Raw genomic sequence first — 16,727 nt, forward strand, 5'->3', positions numbered from 1 at the left:
CCCGATAGAGCCCCCCGTAAGGCACCCTAAGAGGCTGCAGCCACCGTCTGCCGGGTCATTTGACAGGATCGATTTTTTAGACAAGACTAAAAATTGAGATGGTGATGCTTCAGGCAAAAACGCCGTTCGGATGGGCGCGGATCCAAGCGGTTTTTGTGGAGCGCTTGCGCTCCATGATGCTGAGATAAGGATTACCGAAACGCGAAAATCGGCATGCTCCAGTGCGTGCGACTGGTATCTGGTATGATGACGCGGCCGCCTGTTCATGATTGGTTTTCAGATTTCGACCTGCTGGATCCCGAATGGGTCGCTGAGCCATTCTCCATTTGGGACGATATGCGCAAGTCCTGTCCGATCGCGCACACGGATCGCTACAACGGCATCTATTTTCTAAGCCGTTACGAGGATGTCCGTGCGGCGGCCTATGACACGGAGCATTTCTCGTCCCGCCGCATCTTTATTCGCGAGCATGCGTCGCTGGACCCGAAGACGCCGCCGATTACGTCCGATCCTCCCCATCACCGCCCGACCCGTCTGCCGCTGATGCCCAGGTTTTCGCCGGCGGCAGTTCAGGAACTGGAGGCGCCGACGCGGGAGATTTGCGCCGGCCTCATCGACGATCTTCTAAAAAGAAACGACACAAGCCAGTGTGACGTGGCGACGGAATATGCCCTCCATATTCCCATGCGCGTCATGTTGTACATGTTCGGATTGCCCTACACGTTCAGCGCGCAATACCGGAAGTGGATTCTCGATATCCTCGAGAACGGCATCACAGATCACGCGATCTATTTGCGCGCGGTTGCGGAAATGCGGCGTGCGCTGTTCAAATTGGTGCGGGAGCGTCAGCGAAATCCAGGCGACGATCTCGTCAGTTATCTCAACACCACGACGTTCGAGGGCAAGCCGCTTGAATTCGAACAAATCCTCGGCGGACTTGCCTTGTTGATGATAGCCGGCGTCGAAACCTCCGGCAGCGCCTTGTGTTCGATATTCCTGCACCTTGCAACCAACCCGGAGGATCGCCGACGTTTGGTGGCCGATCCGGAATTGCTGCCGACCGCGATCGAGGAATTTCTTCGGGCATACTCGCCTCAGACGATATCGCGCGAAATCATCGCGGATACGAAAATGGGCGAGTGCCCGATGAAGTCGGGAGAAATGCTGATCCTGTCATTCCCGTCGGCGAACCGCGATCCGGAGGCCTTTCCTGATCCGGACCGTGTGATCCTCGATAGAAAGGAAAATCGCCATATGGCCTTTGGCGCCGGCATTCACCATTGCATTGGGGCTAACCTGGCCAGAATGGAATTGCGGGTCGCTCTGGAAGAATGGTTCAAGCGGTTTCCTGAATTTCATCTCGACAAAAGCATGCCTGTCACCTGGGCCGCAGGACCGATGCGGGGTCCGCGAACTGTGCCGGTGTTGCTCGATGCCGAGCCGAGGCAGTCTGAATGAGGGTAGGTCACTTCTCCGCGGCGTCTGACGACAGTCGTGTTGCACGCGAGAAGGGAAGAGATTGCGTAGGCCAAACAAAGCACAAGGCGGAAGCCGGGCCGAGATTTGGGCATGACTGAGTCGGTTCTTGAAAGTACCCGGCGTTCGTTTGTGTCCGAGAGCGTCGCTCTGCGGTTTTCGTCACCCTTCTTCGCCGCGCTGTCGCAATCATGCGCGGACGACCAGGACATGCTGGCCTTGGGCGAGGCTGTGCGACCTGGACAGCCGCCGGCGCAGTTCATTCTGCTGGCCGCTCAGTTTCTGGTCTTTCAGCGTCCGCAGTCGGAATGCGCTGGCTACTTTCCGTCCATGCTTGAGAAACCACGGCCGGTTGACGAGGCCTTTCCGGTATTTCGCGAATTCTGTCTTGATCGTTGCCAGGATCTGACCGCTCTCCTGTCGGAACGCACCGTCAACACGACGCTGGTCGACCGGGCGAGCTACATCTTGCCGATCCTCCACCACGTTGCTCGAGAAAGCGGGGAACCGCTTTCCCTGATCGAGATTGGTTGCAGCGCAGGGTTGAATCTTCTGTTCGACCACTACCGGTACGATTACGGCTTGGGCGTCATCGTTGGAGAGGCAAGTTCGGAAACAACGATCCGTTGCAGAATCCTCGACGGGAAGCCGCACCTCGACAATCCCATGCCGGCCATCGCCCAACGTGTCGGTGTCGACCTGGTCGAGGTGGACTGTTCCAGCGCCGATGAACGGCTATGGATGGAGGCGATGTTGTTCCCGGAGTGGATCGAGGAGCGGCGCCGCTTGCGCTCGGCACTCGCTTTCAGAGCCAGCACGCCGCTGGAGATCGTCATCGGTAACGCCCTCGATGTCCTGCCCGCGCTTATCGCGGATATGCCTGGTCCGATCTGTGTGCTGCATTCCCATAGTCTCGGTCAGTGGAGCGAAGCATCCCGCCTTGGACTTGACCGATTGCTTTGCGAACAAAGTCGAACGCGAACCCTCCATCGCATCGGCGTCGAGGCATATGGCGATCAGCCTCCGCAGCGGATTCGGGAGAGATTGATAAAAATAGCAGGCGCGGGAATTCCCCTGACCCGGAGAAGCCTTCCATGCCCGGTGGTTCACACGGTCTATGAAAATTCTTCGAGGACCGAAAGGATCATCGCGGAGGTCGATGGTCTTGGCAGTTGGATAGACTGGTATTCATGATCCACACGGATCTGGTCCTGCTTGAGTATTTGAAGCGGCGGAACGCGATCTGGTAGGATGATAGCGAAAGAGAGATGACGATGAGCGCCCAATCCACCGCCGAGGAGGTCCAGTATACCTTCACCGAAAAGGCGTCACACGACATTCACACCAGCAAGAACGTCGAGCAATTCTGTGCCCGTTTCGAGATGGAAACGAAGTGCCATCCAAGCAACCTTGTCGACAATATCCTGCGGCCGGATCAGCCGCGCGCAATTTTCGTTGCCGGCTCGATATCGATGGGAATGGCAACGAGCATCTCGGATATCGACTTCATCGTATTTGTGGATTCCCAGGACGCGCTTCTGCCGGGTGCAACTTCAAAGAAGAACAGCGACAGCGCCCTGACATTTTCCAATGACGGTGATCCGCTGTCGATTGGACACTTCATCCATCTGATCAACGGTATTGAGGTCGATATCAATATCGTGCTGGCATCGAAGATCGAGGCAATTACCCAAAGGCTCAAACTTCCCGGCCCGGAACTCAGCGATGGAGAGGTCTTGACGATCGGCCGTCTGAAAAAGGCGTGGCTGATCAGCAAGAGCGACGGCTTCCTGGATCATTGGGACGATTTTCTATCCGATTATGCCTTCGAGGTGCTTTGTGCCACGCGATTTTACTGGATGTCGCTGAAGATGCTTGAAAAAGCCCGCAAGGCGGCCTCGATGCGGGATTTTCCGGTTGCGCTCTACCTTGCCCGGATCAGCGCGGAATGCGTGTACTGGTCGTATTTCGCCAGCCGCGGCTTCTGCGCTCTCGGCACCAAATGGCTCAAGTTTGTCACGGTTTTCGATTTTAATGGCGACGACAACGCGAAACAGCTCTTCACCGGCAAAATCCCTTTGGTGTTTCCGCAGTATCAAATGGACGTGGCGGCGCTGGAGCAGCATTTCGAGACGATCGTTGGCTTCCAGCGGTCAGGCCGGGAGACGATCGAAAAGGACCTTCGGTTCAAGATCGCCTTTGCGGTATGTCCGCAGATATATCCGGTCTAGGTACAATTTTCATCGTCGGCTCGCGCATAAAGCCCCGGGGATCACGACATTCCAATCTGGATACGAGCAGGGAGGTTCGCTTGAATAATTACCCTTCGTCGCAGGTCGACACGCTGCTGCCATGCAGCAGCACTAAAGCTTTGTCCCTATGATGCTGGAGGATTCGCATACCGGCGTCGAAGAGCGGGCACCCTGGTGGGAGGAGGACTTCCTCGACATGACCACCAGCACGTTTGGCCCGGTCAGCAAGTACATCAAAAACATCATGCCGGGCTTGCCACAGCGCGGGAACGTTTTGGACCTGGGATGTGGTGACGGGCGCATCAGCCTGTTCTTTGCAGAGCATGGCTATGACGTGTTGGGTATCGATATCTCGCCAAGAGCCATCCACAAGCTGAATCATCTTGCGGAGAACCGTGGGCTGGATGTGACAGCACGCGTGCAGCAGATGGAGGATTTTGTTTTTGAGCGCGATTTTGACGTGATCGTTGCGCATGGAACGCTGCAGCTGATGGAGCGTCCCGCGTGGCAGAAACTGATCGCGGAGATGCAGCGTCGCACCTCGCCAGGGGGGCACAACATCGTGGTTGTTCTAACCGATGCCGCTCCTCCGCCGTCGGATCTCGCTCCGTTCTGTCGTGGCTTGTTTCACCGAGGCGAGCTCGCCTCTCTCTATCAGGGATGGCAGTTCATCGAAAACGAGAGCATCGTCAAGGAAGGCCAGGATGTCGGCAACGAGCTGCGATCGCTGGCTCTGGATCGGCTTGTCGCTCGACGTCCGCTCTAGGATATTCAAGCTTCACCGGGCCGGCTTTAGCTGACGACCTCGGCTTCCCAGCCAGGGGATTTTCGCGACGCCACGCGCAGCCGATGGGCAGGTTCCAACATGTTCGCACATTTGCTGAGACGAATCTCAATCCCTTGACCCTCAAGGGATTGAGGGTCTACTCTCCGCAATCGATTTCGGTTGCAAGGCATGACCCATGGACGTGGCCGCTCCGCCGGTATCCTTGTTCGATCCCCTGATCCTGCCGAATGGCGCTGTCCTCAAGAATCGCATCGCCAAGGCGGCGATGGAGGAAAATCTCGGCGACGAGCAGCAACTGCCGAGCAAGGCCATGTGCCGCCTTTATGAGACGTGGGCCATGGGCGGCGCCGGCGTCAACATATCCGGGAATGTCATTGTCGACCGGAATGCATTGATCGGTCCCTGCGGCGTGGTGCTTGACGAGCATCAACCGCTCGAGCCGTTCAGGGAGTGGGCGCGCAGATCGACCGGCGGTGGCGGCCACATGTGGCTGCAGATCAATCATCCGGGCCGACAGGTGTTTGTCACGATGGGGCAACAGGCCGTCGCCCCGTCGGCAATTCGCATCGAGATTGAGGGGAATTCACACGCTTTCCCCGTACCCCGCGCCTTGGAGCCTGACGAAATTGACGCCATTATCGGCCGCTTTGTCATGACCGCGAAGCTGACGGAAGCCGCTGGGTTCACCGGCGTGCAGATCCATGGCGCTCATGGCTACCTGATTAGCCAGTTTCTATCGCCACTGAGCAACAGACGGACCGATGCATGGGGTGGTTCGCTGGAAAATCGCGCCCGGCTGCTGCTCGATGTGGTCAAGGCGGTCCGCAGAGCGGTCTCGCCCGGATTTTGCGTTTCGGTGAAGTTGAATTCGGCTGATTTCCAGAAGGGTGGTTTTGAGGAGGCGGATGCGACGCAGGTGGTGCATTGGCTGAATGATCTGCCGATCGATCTGCTGGAGCTCTCGGGCGGCACCTATGAAAGCCCCGCCATGCAGGGTTTGCCGAAGGCAGGCAGCACAATCGAACGGGAGACCTATTTCATCGATTTTGCCCGCAGGGTGAGCGCTATCGCCCGCATGCCGATCATGGTCACGGGTGGCGTCCGGCGCCGTTCGGTCGCCCAGGAGGCGCTGGAGCCACGTAATGGAATGCCGGGCGTCGCTGTCGTCGGCATCGGCACGGCCATGATCTACGAGCCGGCGTTGCCACGGAAATGGCAGGCCGGCGAAGCGCTCGAGGTCGATATTCCGCAGGTCACCTGGCGCAACAGACCGGCCGCCAGCGTTGGCAAGATGGCGCTGGCCATGCTGCAACTGCGCCGGATCGGCAACGGACAATCGCTCAAGCCTCGCGCCAATGTTCTGCTTACGCTGATCGCCCAGCGTCTCATGATCAAGCGGCGCACCAAGAAATTCCGCGCGCGGGTCGCTGTAAATACACCGCCGGCCGTTGCCGACCCGACTGATACGCAAGGTGGATAAAACCACCGTCTGCCCGAATATTCCGTCAGGAGCAGCTCAGGCCGAAAATACGGATCGCTTCACATTGACTTCTGCGGTTGGGGTCACATTCTACCGGCGGCTGAAATAGAGCGGATCAATGTTACCTTCACAGCGCGCGTCATTCGACATTCCCGCCAGTATCTGCTTCCTCGACGCCGCCACATTCAGCCCCCAGCCATTGGCTTGCCGTGATCTCGGCCGGGAGGCCGTTGCACGCAAGAGCCGTCCCTGGGAGATCGCGCCGACATTTCCGTCCGAGCAGTACCACCGTGCACGGCAGACGGCGGCCAGCCTGATCAATGCCGATCCGCAAGACATGGCCCTGATATCGTCGGTTGGATACGGCGTTGCCGCGGCAGCGAAAATGTTGCCTGTTCCGTCCGGCTCGCGCGTCCTGGTTTTGCAGGACGATCATTCGTCGCCGGTTCTCGAATGGATGACGCGGGCGCAGTCCGGGGAGTTCACTGTCGAGGCCGTACGCAAGCCCGGCAACGGTGACTGGACCGACGCCCTTCTCGACGCGATAGGGCGAGCGAATGCCGAACCGATCGCAATCGCGTCCATATCATCGGTGCATTGGTCGGACGGTGGACTCGTCGATCTTGCGCCCGTGGCCGCCGCCATACGCGCACAGGGCGGAGCATTGCTGATAGACGCCACGCAGAGTGCCGGCGTCATCGACCTCGACGTCCGGACGCTGGATCCGGATTTCGTCGTGTTCTCCGCCTACAAGTGGCTGCTTGGACCTTACGGCCGCGCCTTTCTCTACGTTGCCAGGCGCCACCAGGAGGGTGTGCCGCTCGAGCAGACCAGCTATGGCCGGCGGGCGGTGCGGGCCGATCAGGATGTGTATTTTGCGGACTTGAACTATGTCGGCAACGCGCAGCGTTTCGATATGGGGCAACGCGATCTCGTTTCACTCGAAATAGCGTCGCTTGGTATGGAGATGGTCTCGAACTGGGGAACACAGGCCATCCGCGAGCGTCTTGCAATGCTGACCGGACGTCTCGCCGATGGGTTGAGCGGCTCCGGCGTCGGCATTCCTGATATAGGCGTCAGAGCGCCTCACATACTGAGCCTTGAATTTAGCGGCGGCATCCCAGCCGGACTCCTCAAGGGGCTTGCTGCCGAGAACATTTTTGTGGCGCGACGCCTTGGACGCCTGCGCGTCAGCCCATTCGTCTACAACGATGAAGACGACATCGACCGGTTGCTCGAAGCTTTCCGCGAGCTCCTGCCTGCCTGAAGGAAGGTCTAGCTTTTCAGGAGCTGGCTGAGGTTGGAAACCGTCGGATTCTTGAAAAATTCAACGAATTCGATTTGTTCATTATAGTGTTCGGATACGGCGACCAGCATCTCGACGACTTGCATCGAACTGCCGCCCAGTGCAAAGAAATCATCGTCGGGGCCAACGGTGTCGAGGCCAAGCAACTTGGTCCACAGCTCTCTGAGGTAGACTTCGACAGAGGCCGTCTGGTCGTTGTTTTCTAACATCTACTTTGATCCGCGCCCTCAGTCTCACGCGACATTGTACACCAATAGCTACTAGCCGTGATCATGCCGTGTGTCAAAAATTTGGCCGCGTTTCTAATTTGATACGCATAGCCTTGTTGGGTGGGCGTTGAAAGTATAACACGGATGGATGACAGGACGCGTCACCGCCATCATAGCAGGTGTGCCTGCGGGCTGCCGTGACGGCAGCCTTACCTCAGGTCCGGATAGGCAATGAAGGATCTCAGCTTCGATCTGGTCGCGGGCGAGGTGAAGGAAATTGCTCCCGGGGTGAGGGCCGTCGTCGCCGGCAACGAGGGGCCGTTTACATTCAAAGGCACGGTGACATACATCGTCGGCCAAGGTCAGGTCGCCATCATCGATCCGGGCCCGGATGAACCCGCGCACATCGATGCAGTCCTGGAAGCGCTGCGCAACGAGACCGTTACGCATGTCTTCGTCACGCACACCCATCGCGATCATTCCTGCGCGAGCGGGGCGATCAAGGCCAGGACCGGCGCGATGGTTTTGGCGGAAGGCCCCCATCGTCTGGCGTGGCCACTGGAGGAGGACGATTCGAATCCCCTCGATGCCAATGCCGATTTCGACTTCCGTCCCGATTTCGTGTTGCGGGACAAGGATACGGTGACCGGCCCCGGATGGACGATCGAAGCCGTCGCCACGCCGGGTCATACGCCAAACCACATGGCCTATGCGCTCAGGGAAGCTTCTGCACTGTTTTCCGGCGATCATGTGATGGCGTGGTCGACGTCCATCGTGGCGCCGCCGGATGGCCTGTTGAGCGACTACATGGCTTCGCTATGGAAACTGCAAGAGCGCGACGAGACCGTTTATTTTCCCGGTCACGGCAATCCGGTCCGCAACGTCCCTCTTGCGCTGCGCACCTATATCCGCCACCGGCAGGGGATCGACGCATCGATCTGCAAGCGGCTTTCGGACGGGCCGATGACGATCCCGGCCTTGGTCCGCGCGATCTACGGCGACATCGACGCCAAACTCGCTGGCGCCCTGTGCCTGTCGCTGCTTGCGCATGTGGAAGATCTGATGGCGCGCCAGAACGTCATCGCCGAAGGCCCGTCGACAATGGCCAGGCTGTATCGTCTGGCCGCCTGAGGCGGCGTTCCGACACCACTCGACAAGCCGAAGCCGCGTTCAGACTTTCGATGGCGGTAATTGGCGCACCCGACAGGATTCGAACCTGTGACCTCTGCCTTCGGAGGGCAGCGCTCTATCCAGCTGAGCTACGGGTGCTTCCGGAACGGCGATCCGTCGCCGAAAACAGGCCAGCCGGAGAACCGGTCGGCCACGGCTTCTTAGCGGAAGCCGGGGCCGGCTTCAACGGACAAATGGAATGGTGCTGTCTCGTCAGCCAAGGTCAAATTCGAAACCTGTGGGCACGCGGAAGCCATAGGCTGGTGCGCCGGCGTTCGTTCTCTCATCCAGGCGAAAAGGTTCCGGGGTGGCGGACGAAGCCGTCGCTGGCCGCGAGCAGGCGTTGCGTATAATCGTGGCTGGCCTGCCGCGTCGCCAGTTCGGCTGCTGACAGCATCTCGACCGTTTCGCCGTTACGCATCACCATCAGCCGCCCGCACATATGGGTGACGACGGCGAGATCGTGGCTGACCATCAGGAAAGTCAGGCCCCTGGCGCGCCGCACCTCCTCCAGCAGGTTCAGCACTTCAGCCTGTACCGACGCGTCGAGCGCCGAAGTCGGCTCGTCGAGCAAAAGGATCGACGGTTCGAGAATGAGCGCGCGCGCGATCGCGACGCGCTGGCGCTGGCCGCCGGATAGCTGGTGCGAGTAGCGGAAGCGGAAGCCGGAGCCGAGGCCGACCTCGTCCAGCGCGCGCTGGATCCGGGTTTCGCCGTCGCCGATGCCATGCACGGCCAGAGGCTCCTGCAGCAGCCGGTCCACGGTCTGGCGTGGGTGTAGCGAACCATAGGGGTCCTGGAACACCATCTGCACCTGGCGGTAGAACGCCTTGTCGCGACGTGGGCCGAGCTTTTGGCCGTTGACGGAAATCGTCCCGGCGCTGACGGGCGCGAGGCCGGCGACGGCGCGCAGCAGCGTCGACTTGCCGGAGCCGGATTCCCCGACCAGCCCGAAGGATTCGCCGGCCTCAACCTCCAGGCTGACGCCATTCAGTGCATGAAACCGGTCGTAGACCACCTGGAGATCGGTAATGGAGATGGCGGCGCTCATGTCGCCCACTCCGCTTTGCGCGCTAGCACGGGTAGCGGATGACGATCTGCCCCGATCTTCGGCATGCAGTCGAGCAGGCCCCGCGTGTAGGGATGTTCGGCATTGTGAAGTTCGGATGCCGGCAACTGCTCCACCACTTTACCGGCATACATGACCACGACGCGATCGCAGAACGAGGACACCAGCCGCAGGTCGTGGGAGATGAAGATCAGCCCCATGCCGTGTGTCGAGACCAGCCGGTCGAGAATGCCCAGCACATCGAGTTGTACGGTAACGTCGAGGGCCGAGGTCGGTTCGTCGGCGATCATCAGTTCCGGCCCGGCGATCAGCATCATGGCGATCATGGCCCGCTGACCCATGCCGCCCGATACTTCATGCGGGTGCAAATTGAAAACCCGCTTCGGATCGCGAATTTGCACCGCCTCCAGCATTGAAAGGGCGCGGTCGCGCGCCTCGGCCCGGGCGACGTTCTCATGCGCCCGCAAGGTCTCGACGATCTGGCTACCGATGGTCATGACCGGATCGAGCGAATATTTCGGATCCTGCAGGATCATGGCGATGCGCTTCCCCCGGAGGGCGCGCCGTTCGCGAGGCGTCATCTTCAGCATATCCTTGCCGTCGAAGGCCAGTGTCCTGGCCGTCACCACCGCCTGAGGCGGCGTCAGCCCCATGATGGCGCGGCCGGTCTGCGACTTGCCGGAGCCGGATTCGCCAACGATGCCCAGCCGCTCGCGCCCGAGCGAAAAGGAGACCCCGCGCACGGCTTTGATCTCGCCGGTGCGGGTCGGATAGGTGACGCGCAGGTCGTCGACATCGAGCAGCGGCGTCATTGGCCGCCGCTCCTTGGATCGAGCGCGTCCCGCAGGCCGTCGCCCAGAAGGTTGAAGCCCAGCGATACGATCAGGATCGCGCCACCCGGGGCTGCGGCCACCCACCACTGGTCGAGGATGAAGCGGCGCCCCGAGGCGATCATGGCGCCCCATTCGGGGAGCGGCGGCTGCGCGCCGAGGCCGACGAAGCCGAGGCCTGCCGCGGTCAGGATGATGCCGGCCATGTCCAGCGTCACCCGCACGATCAGCGACGAGATGCAGAGCGGCATGATGTGGCGCAGCACGATGTGGAAGGGCGAGGCACCCATCAGTTGAACCGCCTTGATGTAGTCGGAGTTGCGCACTGTCAGCGTTTCGGCGCGCGCGATGCGGGCATAGGGCGGCCAGGAGGTGATGGCGATGGCAAGCACAGCGTTTTCGATGCCGGGGCCGAGCGCCGCGACGAAGGCGAGCGCCAGGATCAGCTTGGGGAAGGCGAGGAAGATGTCGGTGATGCGCATCAGGATCGCGTCGATCCAGCCTCCGGCATAGCCGGCGACGGTGCCGACCAGCAGGCCGACGGGTGCCGCGATGATCGCCACCAGCGCCACGACGTACAGCGTCAGGCGCGAGCCGTAGATGATCCGTGAAAGGATATCGCGTCCGAGGTCGTCGGTGCCGAATATATGCGCTGAACTGGGCGGCAACAGCCGGGCGTTCTTGAGATCGCCGATCGTGGCCGATTGCGGCGCTAGCACGTCGGCGAGCGCCGCCACGACCAGAAGCGCGACGATGATGCCGAGACCGACCATGGCAAGGCGGTTCGACGAAAATCGACGCCAGGTGACATAGGCGCGACCGAGCCGGGCCTGCAGGCGCGAGGCCGGGCGTTCGCTGAGCAGCCATTCGCGACGGGTTCGGGCAATCTCGCTCATGCCGCCTTCGTCCTTGGATCGAGCACGCGGTAGAGCAGGTCGGACAGAAGGTTGATGCCGATGAACACCGAACCGATGAGGATGGTGCCGCCGAGCACGGCGTTCATGTCGGCGTTCTGCAGCGAATTGGTGATGTAGAGGCCGATTCCCGGCCAGGAGAAAACTGTTTCGGTCAGCACGGAGCCTTCGAGCAGCCCGGCATAGGAAAGCGCGATGACCGTCACCAGCGGCACCGCCGCGTTGCGCAGCGCATGGCCCCAGATGATGCGGGTTTCGGACAATCCCTTGGCGCGCGCCGCGACGATGTATTCCTGTGTCAGTTCGTTGAGCATGAAGGACCGCGTCATGCGGCTGATATAGGCGAGCGAGAAGTAGCCGAGCAGCGATGCCGGCAGGATGATGTGGCGCGCGACATCGCGAAAGACGTCCCACTGGCCCTGCATCGCCGAATCCAGCAGGTAGAAGCCGGTGACCGGCGTAAAGCTGTATTCATACACGATGTCGATGCGGCCGGGATAAGCCACCCATTGTAGCTTGGCGTAGAACAGCACCAGCGCCAGCAGCCCAAGCCAGAAAATGGGAATGGAATAGCCGAGCAGGCCGATCACCCGCACGAACTGGTCGGTGAGAGAACCCCGGCGTACCGCTGCCAGCACGCCGAGCGGCACGCCGATGACCGAACCGATCAGCGTGCCCAGCGTGGCAAGCTCGATCGTCGCCGGGAAGGCGCGGCGCAGATCCGTCATCACCGGGTTGGTGGTCAGCACCGAGTTGCCGAAATCGCCGCTCAGCGCGTTCTTTATGTAGAGATAGAATTGTTGGATGAGCGGCAGATCGAGACCCATCTCACGCCGCGTGCGCTCGACGACGCTGGGCAGCGCCCGGTCTCCCAGCACCGCCAGCGCCGGGTCGATGGGGATGACGCGGCCGATGAAGAAGGTGACCGCAAGCAGCCCGAGATAGGTCGTGATCGCGATGACGAGGAAGCGGGCGACGGCCAACGCCAACCCGGTGGCGCGCCGCCCGCTGGTGCGCCCCGACTGCCGTGTTTCGACCGCGTTCAAGCAGACCGGCCCCGCCACCTATTCCTTGGTTATCCCCCAGACGAAGTTGGTGTCGAAGCTCGGGCCGAGCTTGAGGCCCTTCACATTGCCGCGCAGTCCGGCGACTTCCAGTTGCTGGTGGATAATGATGAAGGGGCTGGTGTCGAGCACCTTCTTCTGCAGTTCCTGATAGAGGGCGGCACGCTTGGCGGAATCCTTTTCCACCAGCGCCGCTTCCGTTTCCTTGGAGAGCTCTGGAATGTCCCACGCATTGCGCCAGGCAAGCGTAGCCACCTTGCCAGCATCGGAATTGTCGGGATTGGAGGCGAAGGTCTGGGCATTGGAGTTCGGATCGAAATAATCCTGGCCCCACTGGCCGATATAGATGTCGTGGTTGCGGGCACGATATTTCGTTAGCGTCTGCTTGCCATCGCCTGGAATGATCTCGACCTTGACGCCGGCCTGTCCGGCGGTCTGCTGGAAGGATTCGGCCATGCCTGTCACAGGCTGATTGTTCCGCACATCCATGGTGACGGAGAAGCCGTCCTTCAGACCGGCTTTTTCAAGAAGCTCCTTGGCCTTGGCGACATCGAGCTTGAAGGGATTTTCGTCCAGTTCGCCGAGCACACCCTTGGGCAGGAAGGTCTGGTGGATCTCGCCGATGCCTTTCAGGATGGTCGAGCCCAACGCGTCATAATCCACCAGGTATTTGAGCGCCTGCCGTACCTCCGGCTTGGCGAGGTTCGGATTCTTCTGGTTGAGGCTGATGTAGTAGACCGTGCCCTTCGGCGCGCTCGTTGTGGCGAGTTCCGTGTTTTTCGAGACCGCATCGTAGTCGTTCGGTTCGAGATTGCGGGCGACGTCGATGTCGCCGGCCTCGAGCGCAAGGCGCTGGCCCGAACTTTCCTTCATGTGGCGGTAGATGACGCGGGCGAGCTTCGCCTTGTCGCCATGGTAATTCTCGTTGCGCTCCATGACGACGACCTCGTTCGCCCGCCATTCCCGAAGCTTGTAGGGACCGGAGCCGGCATAGCCGGTCTTCAGCCATTCATTGCCGAAGTCGTTGTCGTATTTGTAATCGGCGCTTGGCGTCATCGGCTTGACATGTTCAAGAACCAGCTTCTTGTCGACGACGGAAGCGACGGTTGCCGACAGGCAGTTCAGCACGAAGCTTGGTGCATAGGGCTTGTCGACGGTGAAGACGAAAGTCGTCTCGTCTGTCGCCTTCGCTTTTTCTGCCACGTTGTCACCGTTCAGGCCGAATTGCGAAAGGATGAAGGCGGGGCTCTTGTCGAGCTTGACGGCGCGTTCGAAGGAATAGGCGACATCCTCGGCGGTAATCGGGTTGCCGGAGGCGAACTTCATGCCGGTCTTGAGTTTGAACGTGTAGGTCAGTCCGTCATCCGAGACGGTCCAGCTTTCGGCCAGGTCGCCCTTGACCTTGGATGTATCGTCGAGATCGAGACGCACCAGAAGGTCATAGGTGTTGCCGGTGACCTCGGCGGTGGAAAGTTCGAAGGCCTCGCCGGGGTCCATGGTGATGATGTCGTCGATGGCAAAGCCTTCGACCAGCGTATCGGCGGGAGTGACCGCGAAAGCGGGTCCGGCCAGGAGGACAGCGGACAAGGCGGCGCCGGCAAGCAGGGAGCGCGAGTGGGCAGCCAGTCTTTGCATCATCATCGAATTGTTCCCTTTGCTTTCGCTTTGTTTTCCTATTCATGCGCTCTTGGCCGAGAACGTCAAGCCTGCCCGGAATTTGACATTCCGATGCCCTCAAGGCTGACCTGACCACGCCTTGCATTTGGGCAAGATGAAACGGCCCCGGGAAGCGCGCGGCGCCAGCGTGCTTGGACAGCGCGCTGGATCGATGACGGCGGATTGTCTTAGTAAGGCTGCACGCCCGGCGGGGGCAGCCCGCCGATTGGCGCAGGCGTCGCCGATTGCGGAACCTGCGGCCGAGGCTGGCTGTCGGCATTGAAAACGACCCTTGTCGTGCCCGACCCCGGCGAGAGCGTCCGTCGCAGAAGCGCTTCGACGTGGTCGTTACGCTGCCTCGCGCTGTCGGCGCCCATCACCACGATCACCAGGCGTCGCCCGTCCGCATCGTAGGACGTCACGATGTTGAATCCGGACGCGCGGATATAGCCGGTCTTGATGCCATCGACACCGCGCACGCGGCCGAGCATATCGTTATGGCCCTTTACGAGCCTGCCTCGGAACATCAAATCGGTCGCCGAGAAATAGAAGTAATATTGCGGGAAGCGGGAGCGCAGGGCGATACCCAGAACCGCCATGTCGAGCGCGGTGGTATGCTGCGCGGCATCCGGCAGGCCCGATGCATTGCGGAAGACGGTGTTGCGCATACCGATCTGGCGCGCCTTCGCCGTCATCATCGCGGCAAAGCCGTCCTCGCTGCCGCCGAGATATTCCGCCACCGCAACGGCCACGTCGTTTGCCGATTTGACCGTCAGCGCCCTTATGGCGGAATCGACATCGATGCTCTCGCCCGGCCGGAATCGGAGCTTGGTCGGCGGCTGGGACGCCGCATGGGCGGAAACCGGTATCTGGGTCTCCTTGCTCAGGCGACCCGTTTCCAGCGCATCGAAGACGAGATAGAGCGTCATCATCTTGGTCAGCGAAGCCGGATAACGTTGCGCGGTGGAGTTGACGTCGAACAGGCTCTTGCCGGTGCGCGCATCGACGACGATGGCGGCGTATTTCTCCGCCGGCGCCGGCACGGTCAACAGGGCTTCCGGGGGCGTCGTCGTCGCGCACCCGGCTACGAAAAGCAGCAGGATGGACGCGGCGAAGGCTCGAACGAGGGAGGAATGGAATTTATGCAAGGCGGCCTGTTGCGGAGGTGACGGTTGCTGAGACGGGGCGCAAACTATCCTAAGCACCTCCCGGCGTCCATTTGGTTAATGCGCTTCTCCTCAGCCCTGATACCGCGTCAAAACAGTTGCTCAAAATCCTGAATGGCACACGCCAAAAGCTGGCTTGCCTCCGTCGCTGTGGCTAACATCACGCGAGCCGCGAAGCGGCAAAGACAACCGAGGAAGGATACGGCACGTGGACAGCGTCACGATCAAGGCGAAGGGCATATCCGTGACGGTGGACCTTGCGGTCGGGCATCTGGCCGATATGGTGGTCGAGACCGGTGGCCGCACCCTGAGCCCGCTGCATCGCGCGCCATGGATCGACGAGCCGCAAGGCACCATTCCGGCCGATTTTCCGGCTGGCAGCGCCCGCCTCTCCGGTGATTTCCTGTGCGCGCCGTTTTCGCGCAGCGATGTCGAGGAGGCGCCGCTGCATGGCTGGCCGGCCAACAGCCGGTGGGATTTGATCGACACGTGGCAGCGCGACGGCGAATCCGGCGCGCTGCTCCGGCTCCAGTGCAAGGTGATGGGCGCGACGGTGGAAAAGCGGCTGACCCTGCGGGACGGCCACCCGTTTCTCTATCAGGAGCATGGCTTCACGGGCGGCTCCGGGGGCATTTCGGTCGCGCATCATGCGATGACGGTCATGGCGAAGGGCGGGCGGCTGGCATTCTCGCCGAAGCGGATTGCGGCGACGGGCAGTGACCCGCTGGAGCCGGACCCGACGCGCGGTCGCTTCCTGCTTGCCTATCCCGCACAGACACAGGACCTCACCCGCTTCCCCACGAACGACGGCGGCACGCTGGATTTGACGAAATACGCGATGGACCGTCGGCATGAGGATTTCGTTACGCTGGTCGAGGCCGAACATGAAGGGCCGGGCTGGACCGCCGTGGCGCGCGCTGCCGAAAAGGACCTCGTTCTGGTGCTGAAGAACCCGGCCGAGCTGCCGATCACCATGCTGTGGATTTCCAATGGCGGCCGAGATTACGCGCCCTGGAACGGTCGCCACCGCGGCGTCATCGGCATCGAGGATGGCCGCGCGGCGGTCGGACACGCGGCGTCGCTGGGCGACAACTGGCTGAAGCGGCAAGGCATTCCGACTGCTTTCGAACTGGCTGATGGGCGTCGCGCCGCGTTCCGCCAGATCATCGGTTCGGCGTTGCAGGCCGACGGCAACCCGCCAAGGGACATCAGCGTCGATGGCGACAAGCTGGCAATTGAAATGGCGGATGGCAGCACCAGCGAGCTGCCATTCGACGGTGCTTTCCTGAGAGAGTTCACGCCGCTTTGACGGTTTCTCGTGGCCGGCGGGTTTGAAGTTTCGTCGATC

15 protein-coding genes and 1 tRNA gene are annotated in these 16,727 nt (G+C 60.9%); 8 read left to right on the plus strand and 8 right to left on the minus strand.

Going from position 1 to position 16,727, the window contains the following annotated elements:
* Positions 1-243 precede the first annotated feature (243 nt).
* The 6 genes from ASD44_RS15765 to ASD44_RS15790 all read left to right on the plus strand — a co-directional run bounded on the left by ASD44_RS15765 (position 244) and on the right by ASD44_RS15790 (position 7,262).
* Positions 244-1,458: a cytochrome P450 gene (locus ASD44_RS15765; protein ID WP_056114014.1), complete on the plus strand. Its 1,215-nt coding sequence runs from the start codon at positions 244-246 to the stop codon at positions 1,456-1,458.
* A 111-nt stretch (positions 1,459-1,569) separates the two neighbouring features.
* The gene (locus ASD44_RS15770; protein WP_056114017.1) at positions 1,570-2,670 is read left to right on the plus strand and encodes a DUF2332 domain-containing protein; all 1,101 of its coding nucleotides are present in this window, start codon (positions 1,570-1,572) and stop codon (positions 2,668-2,670) included.
* A gap of 80 nt (positions 2,671-2,750) precedes the next feature.
* A complete protein-coding gene (locus ASD44_RS15775; protein WP_156459864.1) occupies positions 2,751-3,707 on the plus strand; it encodes a hypothetical protein in 957 nt (318 codons plus the stop codon).
* 148 nt (positions 3,708-3,855) lie between these two features.
* Positions 3,856-4,494 carry a methyltransferase domain-containing protein gene (locus ASD44_RS15780; protein WP_056114022.1) on the plus strand — a complete coding sequence of 213 codons (639 nt, stop codon included), beginning with the start codon at positions 3,856-3,858 and terminating at the stop codon, positions 4,492-4,494.
* Positions 4,495-4,690: 196 nt separating this feature from the next.
* Positions 4,691-5,995 (plus strand): NADH:flavin oxidoreductase/NADH oxidase family protein, encoded by a 1,305-nt coding sequence (locus ASD44_RS15785; protein ID WP_056114026.1) that lies wholly within the window; start codon positions 4,691-4,693, stop codon positions 5,993-5,995.
* A gap of 118 nt (positions 5,996-6,113) precedes the next feature.
* A complete protein-coding gene (locus tag ASD44_RS15790) occupies positions 6,114-7,262 on the plus strand; it encodes an aminotransferase class V-fold PLP-dependent enzyme (RefSeq protein ID WP_082542500.1) in 1,149 nt (382 codons plus the stop codon).
* Positions 7,263-7,270: 8 nt separating this feature from the next.
* Here the strand turns inward: ASD44_RS15790 and ASD44_RS15795 are convergent, their stop codons facing one another.
* Positions 7,271-7,510, minus strand: coding sequence for an acyl carrier protein (locus tag ASD44_RS15795; RefSeq protein ID WP_056114032.1), 240 nt, complete (start codon positions 7,508-7,510; stop codon positions 7,271-7,273).
* Between the two features lie 231 nt (positions 7,511-7,741).
* On the opposite strand from ASD44_RS15795, the gene ASD44_RS15800 reads away from it, so the two are divergent.
* Complete coding sequence (locus ASD44_RS15800) at positions 7,742-8,641, plus strand: MBL fold metallo-hydrolase (RefSeq protein WP_056114036.1); 900 nt, start codon at positions 7,742-7,744, stop codon at positions 8,639-8,641.
* 61 nt (positions 8,642-8,702) lie between these two features.
* Here ASD44_RS15800 and ASD44_RS15805 read toward each other — a convergent pair.
* From ASD44_RS15805 to ASD44_RS15835, 7 genes are all read right to left on the minus strand, one after another.
* Positions 8,703-8,779 (minus strand) — tRNA-Arg (locus ASD44_RS15805).
* A 184-nt stretch (positions 8,780-8,963) separates the two neighbouring features.
* On the minus strand, positions 8,964-9,731 hold the full coding sequence (locus ASD44_RS15810) for an ABC transporter ATP-binding protein (RefSeq protein WP_056116334.1): 768 nt from the start codon (positions 9,729-9,731) through the stop codon (positions 8,964-8,966).
* Entirely contained in the window at positions 9,728-10,561 is an 834-nt protein-coding gene (locus tag ASD44_RS15815; RefSeq protein ID WP_056114039.1) for an ABC transporter ATP-binding protein, read from the minus strand. The genes ASD44_RS15810 and ASD44_RS15815 overlap by 4 nt, the downstream gene beginning before the upstream one ends.
* The gene (nikC, locus tag ASD44_RS15820) at positions 10,558-11,475 is read right to left on the minus strand and encodes a nickel transporter permease (protein WP_056114042.1); all 918 of its coding nucleotides are present in this window, start codon (positions 11,473-11,475) and stop codon (positions 10,558-10,560) included. The genes ASD44_RS15815 and nikC overlap by 4 nt, the downstream gene beginning before the upstream one ends.
* Positions 11,472-12,539 (minus strand): ABC transporter permease, encoded by a 1,068-nt coding sequence (locus ASD44_RS15825; protein WP_056116337.1) that lies wholly within the window; start codon positions 12,537-12,539, stop codon positions 11,472-11,474. The genes nikC and ASD44_RS15825 overlap by 4 nt, the downstream gene beginning before the upstream one ends.
* 18 nt (positions 12,540-12,557) lie before the next feature.
* The gene (locus tag ASD44_RS15830) at positions 12,558-14,195 is read right to left on the minus strand and encodes an ABC transporter substrate-binding protein (RefSeq protein WP_156459931.1); all 1,638 of its coding nucleotides are present in this window, start codon (positions 14,193-14,195) and stop codon (positions 12,558-12,560) included.
* 206 nt (positions 14,196-14,401) lie between these two features.
* Entirely contained in the window at positions 14,402-15,316 is a 915-nt protein-coding gene (locus ASD44_RS15835) for a D-alanyl-D-alanine carboxypeptidase family protein (RefSeq protein ID WP_244478845.1), read from the minus strand.
* Between the two features lie 271 nt (positions 15,317-15,587).
* Between ASD44_RS15835 and ASD44_RS15840 the strand changes: the two genes are divergently transcribed.
* The gene (locus ASD44_RS15840; protein ID WP_056114051.1) at positions 15,588-16,688 is read left to right on the plus strand and encodes a hypothetical protein; all 1,101 of its coding nucleotides are present in this window, start codon (positions 15,588-15,590) and stop codon (positions 16,686-16,688) included.
* Positions 16,689-16,727: the final 39 nt, after the last annotated feature.

It is taken from the genome of Mesorhizobium sp. Root554 (assembly GCF_001427025.1).
GTDB lineage: Bacteria > Pseudomonadota > Alphaproteobacteria > Rhizobiales > Rhizobiaceae > Mesorhizobium.